This is a genomic window from Rhodovulum sp., assembly GCF_011048875.1.
GTDB lineage: Bacteria > Pseudomonadota > Alphaproteobacteria > Rhodobacterales > Rhodobacteraceae > Rhodovulum > Rhodovulum tesquicola.
The window spans coordinates 1-8,601 of the sequence record NZ_DSDD01000356.1; the positions used below are offsets into that span (position 1 = coordinate 1).

Annotated in this window: 8 protein-coding genes and 2 pseudogenes; 3 read left to right on the forward strand and 7 right to left on the reverse strand. The window is 67.5% G+C overall.

Annotated elements, in window-relative coordinates:
• Positions 1–166: 166 nt before the first annotated feature.
• Positions 167–637, reverse strand: coding sequence for a hypothetical protein (locus ENN83_RS12495; RefSeq protein WP_287187470.1), 471 nt, complete (start codon positions 635–637; stop codon positions 167–169).
• The gene (locus tag ENN83_RS12500) at positions 634–1,116 is read right to left on the reverse strand and encodes a hypothetical protein (protein WP_287187471.1); all 483 of its coding nucleotides are present in this window, start codon (positions 1,114–1,116) and stop codon (positions 634–636) included. Before ENN83_RS12500 ends, ENN83_RS12495 begins: the two co-directional genes overlap by 4 nt.
• Positions 1,117–1,523: 407 nt before the next feature.
• On the opposite strand from ENN83_RS12500, the gene ENN83_RS12505 reads away from it, so the two are divergent.
• From ENN83_RS12505 to nadC, 3 genes are all read left to right on the forward strand, one after another.
• The gene (locus ENN83_RS12505) at positions 1,524–2,258 is read left to right on the forward strand and encodes a serine hydrolase (RefSeq protein ID WP_287187473.1); all 735 of its coding nucleotides are present in this window, start codon (positions 1,524–1,526) and stop codon (positions 2,256–2,258) included.
• A 118-nt stretch (positions 2,259–2,376) separates the two neighbouring features.
• Complete coding sequence (nadA, locus tag ENN83_RS12510; protein ID WP_287187474.1) at positions 2,377–3,417, forward strand: quinolinate synthase NadA; 1,041 nt, start codon at positions 2,377–2,379, stop codon at positions 3,415–3,417.
• Positions 3,418–3,441: 24 nt separating this feature from the next.
• On the forward strand, positions 3,442–4,314 hold the full coding sequence (gene nadC, locus ENN83_RS12515; RefSeq protein WP_287187476.1) for a carboxylating nicotinate-nucleotide diphosphorylase: 873 nt from the start codon (positions 3,442–3,444) through the stop codon (positions 4,312–4,314).
• A gap of 24 nt (positions 4,315–4,338) precedes the next feature.
• Here the strand turns inward: nadC and ENN83_RS12520 are convergent, their stop codons facing one another.
• The 5 genes and pseudogenes from ENN83_RS12520 to ENN83_RS16985 all read right to left on the reverse strand — a co-directional run.
• Positions 4,339–4,803 (reverse strand): cysteine hydrolase family protein, encoded by a 465-nt coding sequence (locus ENN83_RS12520; RefSeq protein ID WP_287187478.1) that lies wholly within the window; start codon positions 4,801–4,803, stop codon positions 4,339–4,341.
• A gap of 229 nt (positions 4,804–5,032) precedes the next feature.
• Complete coding sequence (locus ENN83_RS12525) at positions 5,033–5,830, reverse strand: ABC transporter ATP-binding protein (RefSeq protein ID WP_287187479.1); 798 nt, start codon at positions 5,828–5,830, stop codon at positions 5,033–5,035.
• Positions 5,831–6,011: 181 nt separating this feature from the next.
• Entirely contained in the window at positions 6,012–6,542 is a 531-nt protein-coding gene (locus ENN83_RS12530; RefSeq protein ID WP_287187481.1) for an acetamidase/formamidase family protein, read from the reverse strand.
• A gap of 71 nt (positions 6,543–6,613) precedes the next feature.
• Positions 6,614–8,210, reverse strand: a pseudogene (locus ENN83_RS12535) (ABC transporter substrate-binding protein).
• A gap of 9 nt (positions 8,211–8,219) precedes the next feature.
• A pseudogene (locus ENN83_RS16985) lies at positions 8,220–8,498 on the reverse strand (ABC transporter permease subunit); the annotation flags it as partial.
• Positions 8,499–8,601: the final 103 nt, after the last annotated feature.

Consider the following 8,601-nt stretch of genomic DNA (forward strand, 5'->3'; position numbering starts at 1 on the left):
CCCGCGATCACCTCGACACTGTCGGCCAGTGTGCCTTGCATGCCCCGCGCGCGGCGAAAGGCGTCCAGCCGGGCCAGCAGATGCGCGGTGTAAAGGCCCATATAGCCGCCGCCCTTCAGGGCCAGGATCGTGGCCGCGCGCGGCGGGGCAAGTGCGCCGGGATCGTTCAGCCGATCCATACGGCCTGCAGGTGGAAGCCCGCCGCCCCCAGCGCCGCGAGCATGTCCCGGTCCCGAGGCCCGTCAAGCAGCGCAAGCGGCAGATCGACGGTGCGCGCGATGGCAAGGATCTGGATCTCCAGCGTGCCGCGCGCCAGCCCCGCCCCTGCCAATGCGCGCGCGATCGGGGGAAAGGCCTCGATCTCGTCCAGCCCGAAAGGCAGGAACTTGCAGGCCGCCACCGGCGCATCCAGACCCGGCCCCTCGGGCGGACGGCATTGCCGCAGGATGTCGTCCAGGCTGTTTGTCAGGGTCGTGCGGTCGGGCTCGGGCTGGGTGGCGATGACATCGGCGGCATAGGTCAGCCCCGGTGCGGTCAGCGCAACCCGGGCGTTGGTGTCCGCAAGATGGCGAAAGACGGGCAGCACGCCGTTGCCGTCGACGAATTGCATCGTCGGCTGGGCGCCCAGGATGATCATTCGACCCCGGCGCCCTGCCCTGTCCCCGCGCGCAGCCCATGCAGCGCCTCGGCCAGCGTGGGCGTGACATGCGCCGCCTCGTCGGGAGGGGCCAGCGCGGCCCGGTTTGCGGGCCGGTCATGGGCAAAGCGCGCGCACAGTTCCCGGCCCGAGGCAAAGCGCGGCTCGACCGCGCGCGCCAGCGTCTCGATCAGCAGTTCCATGTCCTCGCTTGCGACGACCATCGCCTCGCGCCGGTCGTGGCTCTTGGCATCGGCCACGCGCTGCGGCCCGCTTTCCGCACTCAGGTCGATCAGCCGACCGGGATTTGCCTTGAGCGCGGTGATGCGCGCCGCCTGCCCGCCCGCAAAGACTGCGTTCGCCACCATGGCCAGCCGGGCGGCGTGACGGTCGTCGAGCCCGTGCTCGACCAGTGCGCGGCCCAGAGTCCGGCCGATATCGGTGGGCGTTGAAACCGGGCTGTCGTCGTCGTCTTGCATGGAGAATGTCATGGGTGGCGTGTCCGGAACCGACCAGTCGAACCCTGCCGGAACGACCGGTCCTTTATGTGGTCATATGTCAGGTTAATATGGTCGTTTCTCATCGCATGCAAAGGGCGTGCCGGTCGCCTGTGCTGGCCGATCTGCGGCCGTTTCGACCGAAACGGGCCGATCTGCGCCCCGCAACGCGCCCGGTGCGATGTGCCGGGCGAGGTTGATGCAGGGGGCGGGAAACCCCTTGTTCCGGAAAGGCATATGCAATCCGCAATAAATGCGGTGTCTGCGGCCACGACTCGACGAGCCGTGGATTTCCTGATTCCCGATGAGGCGCCCGCTGCCCGGCCGTCCCGACCGGCAGGCCGTGCGGCACGCCCTCGTGACGCCGCCGCCAACCCGCCGCCGGTGACGTGCTCGACGGCGTGACGCAGCGCGAGATGGCGGCGCGCGCGCCGGGGGTGGTGGCGATGCTCACCGACCGGCAGGGCAATGTCTACGAGGGCGCGCGGGGGATGCGCGACCTTGCGACAGGGACGGCGATGACGACCGACATGGTCTTTGCCATCTTCTCGACCACCAAGGCGATCGGCGGGACCGCGGTGCTGCAATGCGTCGAGGAGGGGCTGCCCGACAATTCCGAGATCGACATGCCCGGGCACGGGCTTTACGGCACGGTGGGCGAGTACATGAAGTTCATCCGCATGTGGCTGAATGACGGGATGGGGCCGCAGGGTCGCGTGCTGAAACCCGAAACCGTCGCGATGGCGGTGCAGAACGGGCTTCAGCCGCATCAGAAAGTGGTGATGCTGCCCGGCGTGATTCCGTCCCTGTCCAACGATGCCGAGTTCTTCCCGGGGCTGAGGAAAGGCCGGTCCCTGACCTTCATGGTCAACCAGGAAGAGGCCCCGACCGGGCGGCCCGCCGGTGCCATCGGCTGGGCGGGGCTGGTCAACCTGTTCTACTGGATCGACCGGCAGAACGGCTTCGGCGGCTTCCGGGCCACCCAGACCTGCCTTTCGGCGATCTGGTCTCCTTTGGCGGCTATCTCGATTTCGAGACCGCGTTCTACCGCAACCTGCGCCATTCCCGCGTCGCGTGACGCCCCCGGCCGCCGCCGGTCCCCGGCGCAAGGCCCGCGGCCATGACGATGCGTCCTTGCCGGATCGCGCGCGCCCCGCGCTGCGCCAAATTGTCGCGCGTCCGGATGCTGGACGGGGTGTTACCCGCCGCGATAGCGCTAACGTCCCAGTCGAGGAGGGTGCAATGTCCGACACCGTTACGGCTTCCGTTAGCCTGTCCGATCACTACGATCTGACCCCGTCGCCCGACAAGTTCGAGGCGACGCGCGACCGCTATGACCGTGTCGCCCATGTCATCCCGCCCGAGGACTGGGCGCGCCACGCGCCCCTGATCCTCGCGATCGACGCGCTCAAGCAACGGCGCAACGCGGTGATCCTGGGCCACAGCTACATGCCGCCCGAGATCTATCACGGCGTCTCGGACATCGTCGGCGACAGCCTGCAACTGGCACAGGCGGCCACCCGGGTCGAGGCCGCGGTGATCGTGCAGGCAGGCGTGCATTTCATGGCCGAGACGTCCAAGGTGCTGAATCCTGGCAAGACCGTGCTGATCCCCGATGCCACCGCAGGCTGTTCGCTGGCCGACGCCGCCAGCCTGACCGAGATCGAGGCGCTGCGCGCCGCCCATCCCGGCGCGGCGGTGGTCTGCTATGTGAACACGCCCGCGGCCATCAAGGCGGCGTCGGATGTGTGCTGCACCTCGGCCAACGCGGCGCAGGTGGTCGAGGCGATGCCGGGCGACACGGTCATCCTGACGCCCGACCGCCACCTTGCCGCCAATGTCGCGCGCGAGACCGGCAAGCGGGTGATCCCGGCGGGCGGAACCTGCACCGTGCATGACCGCTTTGCCCCCGAGGATCTGCGCGCCTGGCGCGCGGTGAACCCCGACGCCATCGTGATCGCCCATCCCGAATGCCCGCCCGACGTGGTGGACGCGGCCGATTTCGCCGGCTCCACCGCCGCGATGATCGCCTGGCTGCGGGCGCGCCGCCCGTCCAACGCCTTGCTGGTCACCGAATGCTCGATGGCGGCCAATATCGTGGCCGAACTGCCCGAAGTGTCACTGACCCGGCCCTGCAACCTCTGTCCGCACATGCAGAAGATCACGCTGGAAAAAATCCTCGCCTGCCTGCATGCGATGCAGGGCGAGGTCACCGTGGCCCCCGAGCTGGTCGCCCCCGCCCGCCGCGCGGTCGAGCGGATGATCGAGATCGGGCGTGCGTGACGCCCCCCGCCCACAGGTGCCCGCATGATCCCGCTCTTGCCCGACCTGATCCTTGAGCCGCTCGTCCGCGCCGCGCTGCTGGAGGACCTGGGCCGCATGGGCGATGTCACCTGCCGCGCGGTGATCCCGCCGGGGACCACCTGCACCGCCCATCTGCGCGCCCGGCAGGCGGGCCGACTGTCGGGGCTGGCGGTCGCGGCGCTGGCCTTCCGGCTGGTCGATCCGGGCCTTGCGATCCGGCCCCTTGCCGCCGACGGGACCCCCTGCGCCGCCGGGCAGACCCTGCTGAGCGTCACGGGCGAGACCGCCGCGATCCTGGCGGCCGAGCGCGTCGCGCTGAACTTTGCCGCACGGCTGTCGGGGATCGCCACGCTGACCGCCGGATTCGTCGCCGAAACACGCGGCACCGCCACGCGCATCACCTGTTCGCGCAAGACCACGCCGGGGCTGCGCATGGTCGAGAAACTGGCCGTCCTGCATGGCGGCGGCTCCAGCCATCGATTCGATCTGTCCGACGCGATCCTGATAAAGGACAACCACATCGCCGCGGGTGGCGGGCTCGACCGGGTCCTGCGCGCCGCTCGTGCCGCTGTCTCGCACATGATGAAGATCGAGGTCGAGGTCGATACGCTGGACCAGCTCGACACCGTCCTTCGGATCGGCGGGGCGGATGTCGTGCTGCTGGACAACATGACCACCGAACAGCTTGCCGAGGCGGTGCGCCGCGTCGAGGGGCGCCTGGTGACCGAGGCATCGGGCAACATGCGGCTCGACCGCATCGCCGAGGTCGCGGCAACCGGGGTCGACTACATCTCGTCCGGCGCGCTGACCCATTCGGCCCCGGCGCTGGATCTGGGGCTGGACATCGACGCCCAAACCGGGCCGACCGGAGCCTGACAGGGGTGCAGGCCGGGCCGCGCCTCAGCGCGCGAGAAACCCCCTGACCTCTGCGCTGCTGACGACATGGCAATAGATCATGTTGATGACGGCCAGTTCATGGCGGTGCAGCTCGTCGGTTGCCGCCGCACAGCAATCCTCGACCACTACGACGTCGAAGCTTTCATCGGCGAGGCTGCGCACGCTGGAACTGACGCATTGATCGGTGAAGATGCCCGCCACGATCACATGCCGGATGCCCATGTTGTGCAGGATCATCCGCAGGTTGGTCCCCGCAAGCGCGCTGTCGGTGGTCTTGGTGACCACGATCTCGTCCGCCCGCGGGCCGACCTCGTGCACGATCCGGCCGTCGGCGCGGTCCTTGGGCAGAAGCAGGTAGTTGAAGCCGGGTTTCTTCCGGGACAGCGAGCGGTCGCGCCCGTCCTGTTTCAGGCAGGCGATGCGGGCATGGATCACCTCGATCCCGTTCCCGCGCGCCCAGTCCTGCAAGCGCCGGGTTCGGGATCACCACGTCGCGCATCCGGTCGAAGAAGGTCTGCCAGCGGGTGTTTTCCTCGGGCGTGTCCTTGGGCTCCAGACAGGTGTTCTGGATGTCGATCACCAGAAGCGCCGTTTCGGCGGGCGGCAGGACGATATCCTCGGGCTCGTCGGCGGTCTCGTAGTAGAAGGAGCGAAAGGCGGTCTTCCAGCTCATGGGGGTCTCCTGAAAGGGCAGCGGTCAGGCCGCGTGGGATTTTGCGGGGCGCGCGACCCAGTGGCCGGGCGCGTGTTCCCGCATCTCGTGACGCGCGGGGGGCTGGCCCAGCGGCCGGACGGGCGATCCGACCTCGCCCTCGCGCGGCAGGACGGGCGGGCGCATGTGCTCGGGGTCGGGGATGGGCACGGCCGACAACAGGCGGCGCGTATAGGGACGGGCGGGGTCGCGCAGCACCTGTTCGCGCGCGCCGGTCTCGACGATCTGGCCCAGGTTCATCACCGCCACGCGGTCGGCGACCTGTTCGATCACCGCCATGTCATGGCTGATGAACAGATAGGCCAGCCCCTCCTCCTGCTGCAATTCGCGCAGAAGCTCCAGCACCTCGGCCTGCACGGTCACGTCCAGCGCGGTGGTGGGTTCGTCGGCGATCAGGATCTCGGGGTTGCAGGCCAGCGCGATGGCGATCATCACGCGCTGGCGCATGCCGCCCGACAATTCGTGCGGATATTGTTTCAGCCGCCGCTCGGCATCGGTGATCTGCACGTCGCGCAGCAGATCGAGCGCGCAGGCGGGCGCCTCGGCGCTTGTGCAGGCGCGGTGTTCCAGCAGCACCTCGGTCAGTTGCCGCCCGATCGTCATCACCGGGTTGAGCGAGGTCATCGGCTCCTGGAAGATCATGGAAATCCGGTTGGCGCGGATGTCGCGGAAATCGCGCTCGCGTCGGCCTGCAGGTTCGGTGCCGTCCGCCAGCCGGATCGAGCCCTTTGCGATCCGCGCCATGGGTTGCGGCAGAAGCCCCATGATCGCCAGCGCCGTCATCGACTTGCCCGAGCCGGATTCGCCCGCAAGGCACAGCGTCTCCCCCCCCGGTTCAGGGTGAAACCCAGGTTCTCGACCACGGTCTTTGCGCCGTCGGGGGTGGCGACCTGGATCGTCAGCCCCTCGACGGTCAGGACCGGGCGTGGCGCGTCCCCGCGCCCGGGAGGTGCGGCCGGTTCGCTCATTCGAAGACGATCCGCGGCAGGTAGAAGGACACAACCCAGTTCGGCATGTCCACGATCTCGGAGATGCGCAGGTCGCCGCAGACCGAACACAGCATGTAGGCCTGAACCGGCGACAGCTTGTGCTGCGCGCAGATCAGGTCGACCATGGCCGCCAGCGCATCGCGCGCCCCGGTCATCAGGTCGGGGCCGATGCCTGTCGTCACCTCGTAGCCCCGGGCATCCAGATGCCGCGTCACCGGCCCCGGCGTGGTGAAGCGCGGGAATTTCAGCGGCTGGTCCCTGATGAGATAGAGCGTGAGCGAGACGTTCATCGGGCTTTCGATCGCGGTGCCGCAGACCTCGCCATCGCCCTGGGCGGCATGGGTGTCGCCGATGGAAAACAGCGCGCCCTCGACATAGACGGGGCCGGTGACCGGGTTGACGCGCTCGAAGGACAGGATGGCCAGATCGGCGGCGGTGCTGTCCTGCGCGAGTTGCCCGCCCGAGGCATCGACGCATTCGAAATGCACCGATTCCCCGGGCGCCACGGTGGCGACGGGGGGGGATCGAACGATCCCACCCGAAATGATGATTACGACCGTGGATCGTGTGATTGCAGTTATTGCACATCGGTCGAATACACGAAGTCGTAGTTCACCGGCACATGGACCGGATCGACGAAGATCGCGTCGGGGCCGCCCGGACGGGCCGAGCGCATGGTGAAGCGCTGTTCGTTGAACCCCGGCACCCAAGGCGCATCCTCCATGATCTTGAGGTAGATTTCGCGCCACGCGGCCTCGCGCGCCTCGGCCTCGGCGGGGTCGGTCATCGCGTCGGCGGCATTGGCCGCGGCGTCCAGGTCCTCGTTGCAGTACCACGACCAGTTCCAGCCGCCCTGCACCGCGCCGTCGCAGCCCAGGATCGGCCCGTAGAGGTTCGACGGGTCGGGGAAGTCGGCGATCCAGGCCATGCTACCCGTCCAGATCATCGGCGCCTGGTCCGGCTCGCCGCCCGCGGCGATCACGTTGGCCTGTGCCAGCGACCGGATTTCCGCCCGGATGCCGATGGCCGCCAGATCCTGCTGGAAGCTTTGCGCGATGCGCGGGTTCGGGTCGGTGGTGAAGACGTACATCTCGGTCTCGAACCCGTCGGGGAAGCCCGCCTCGGCCAGCAGCGCCTTGGCGGCCTCGGGGTCGTAGGGATAGCCCTCGTAATCGGGCGCATAGCCCGGCATCGTGGGCGGCAGGGGCTGGTTGGCGGGCACCGCGCGGCCGTTGATGATGCGCACGGCGCGGTCCTTGTTGATCGCCATATTCATCGCCTGATGCACCTTGACGTTGTCGAAGGGCGCCATGTTGACGTTCATGGTGATGTAGCCGGTATGCAACTGCCCGCCCTCGATCACCACATCCTTGAAGGCCGGATCCTGCTTGACTTCGAGGAACTTGGCGGGCGGGATGCCGTCGCCGGGGATGTCGGCCTGCCCCTGTTGCCGCCGCAGAAGGGCGACGATGGGTTCCAGCCCGATCTCGAAGGTGATCTTGTCGAGCTTGGGCAGCCCCTCGTTCCAGTACTCGGTATTGCGGGCGAAGGTCAGCGACTGGCCCAGCGTCCAGTTTTCAAGATAGAAGGCGCCGGTGCCGATCGGGTACTTGCCGAAATCCTCGCCATATTGTTCGACCACCTCTTTCGGCACGATGGACGAGAAGTTGATCGCCATCACATGCAGGAAGGTGGCGTCAGGCCGCGACAGCTTGATTTCGACCGTGTAGGGGTCGATCACGCTCACGCCCGACAGGCTGTCGGCCTCGCCCGCGGCCATTGCGTCATAGCCTTCGATCGAGCCGAAGAAGCCCGCGCCGGGGCTTTGCGTCGCGGGATTGGTCACCCGGTCCAGCGAATATTTCACGTCCTCGGCCGTCATCTCGCGGTCATTGTGGAACTTGACGCCCCGGCGCAGCTTGAAGGTGTAGGTCATCCCGTCATCCGAGATGGTGTAATCCTCGGCCAGGTCCTTTGTTCAGCTCGGTGGTGCCGGGCTCGTAATCCATCAGCCCGTCGAACAGAGACTTGATCATCGACCGGCTCTGCCAGTCATAGCCGATGGCCGGATCAAGGGTGGAGACGTCGTCCTTGTAGGTGAAGATCATCGCGCCGCCCTGCTTGGCATCCACGAAATCCTGCGCCAGAACGTCGATCATGGAACTGCGCATCATGCGCGAATACCAGCCCGTGCCCAGAAGCCCGATGGTGATCGCGGGCAGCACCAGATGGGCAAAGGTGCCGTAGCCGCCGATGGGAAACCAGTTCAGTTGCACCGCGAAGACATAGAGCAGCAGGATGCCCACCACGAATTGCGGCGCCGAGATGGTGACGAAGGAAAACACCATCAGCGACTGGTCCAGCGCGGAATTGCGTTTCAGCGCGGCGATGATGCCGATGGTCAGCCCCAGGATCAGCTCGACCGTGATCGCCGCCGCCATCAGCAACAGCGTGGCGGGCATCCGCGCCGCGATCAGTTCCGAAACCTCGGTCCGTTGCAGGTAGGACCGGCCCAGATCGCCCTGAAGCAGGTTGCCCAGATAGCGCGCATACTGGATGTGGAAG